1 protein-coding gene is annotated in these 1,360 nt (G+C 71.6%); it reads right to left on the minus strand.

Going from position 1 to position 1,360, the window contains the following annotated elements; genetic code table 11:
* Nucleotides 1–88: 88 nt before the first annotated feature.
* On the minus strand, nt 89–1,324 hold the full coding sequence (locus ABD841_RS40450) for an IS701 family transposase (RefSeq protein WP_344982380.1): 1,236 nt from the start codon (nt 1,322–1,324) through the stop codon (nt 89–91).
* Between the last annotated feature and the right edge of the window lie 36 nt (nt 1,325–1,360).

A 1,360-nucleotide genomic window follows, 5' to 3' on the forward strand; every position in this document is an offset into this window, starting at 1 on the left:
GGGCCGGGAATGTCGCGGTGGCAGGTGGGGCACGCGCCGGTCCATGCGCGTATGAGGTCCTGGAGCGCGTCGAGGACTTGGTAGAAGGTCAGGCCGGCGCTGGGGCTTTTGGGTCCAGGCGCCGCAGCGTGAGGAAGGCATGGGCGGCGGTGACGAGGGTGACGTGGTGGTGCCAGCCTCGCCAGGTGCGGCCCTCGAAGTGGTCCAGGCCCAGACCGTGCTTCATCTCCCGGTAGTCGTGCTCGATGCGCCAGCGCATCTTCGCCAGGCCGGCCAGGCGTCGAAGCGGGGTGTCGGCGGGAAGAGTGGTCAGCCAGTACTCGGTGGGCGCCTGGGCGCCGGTGGGCCATTCGCTGAGCAGGGTCAGCGCGGGCAGCACCCCGTCCCAGCCGGCCGCTCCCGTGGCCTGGGCCATCGCGTGCCTACGGGCCGCGACCCCGGCCGGACGCACGCTCTGGGCCCGAAATCGGGAGCGCATCGCACCTTTGGAACCCCTGCGCCAGGTCACCTGCCGGTAGCTCTTGCGCCCCGTCTGGGCGGCCAGGTCCCTCAGCGAGGACGCCGGGGTGCGGTACCGGGCGGCGGGCTTGCGCCCGTTGCCGCTCCACGCGGGTGTGGTGGGCACCGCGTCATGGGGGTGGGCGGATTCATCGGCGCGGACCGCGACGACGAAGTCCAGGCCGCGCTCGGCCAGGCCGTGGCGGAACGCGGTGTTCTGGCCGTAGCCGGCGTCGGCGACGATCACCTGCGGGGCCAGGCCCCAACCGATCGCCTCGTCGATCAGGTCCAGGGCCAGCCGCCATTTCTCCCGGTGTCCCACCCCGTCCGGTATCCCGGCCCGGGCGCGGCGCCCGGCGTCGCCGTCCCACTCCCGCGGCACGAACAGCCGCCAGGAGATCGGCACGGACGCGGTGTCGCAGGCGGCGTGCAGGCTGACCGCGACCTGGCAGTTGGCCTGCTTGCCCAGTGCCCCGCACCACTGGCGGGCCACCCCCGCCGACATCTTCCCGTCCTTGGGAAAGGACACATCGTCGATCACCCACACCTGCGGATCGACGGCGGCGGTCATCTTGGTGGCGATCGCCCGCAGCACGGGCGCATGGTCCCAGGTCGACTGGCCGACGAACTGCTGCAGAGCCTGCATGTCACCGTCCGGCAGCCGCCCGGCCATCGGCTGGATCGACTTGCGTCGCCCGTCCAGCATCAACCCTCGCAGGTAGCAGTCGCCCTTGGCCCGTTGATCCCGGCGCGGCACCGATGCGAACACCTCGGCCACGAACGCGTCCAGTTCGCCCCGCAGCTGCTCGATTTCCCCCAAGTTCACGCGGGCAGCATGCCGAACCCACCACCGAAGATCAAA

The sequence above is a fragment of the Streptosporangium fragile genome, from assembly GCF_039534445.1.
In the GTDB taxonomy this organism is placed as follows: domain Bacteria; phylum Actinomycetota; class Actinomycetes; order Streptosporangiales; family Streptosporangiaceae; genus Streptosporangium; species Streptosporangium fragile.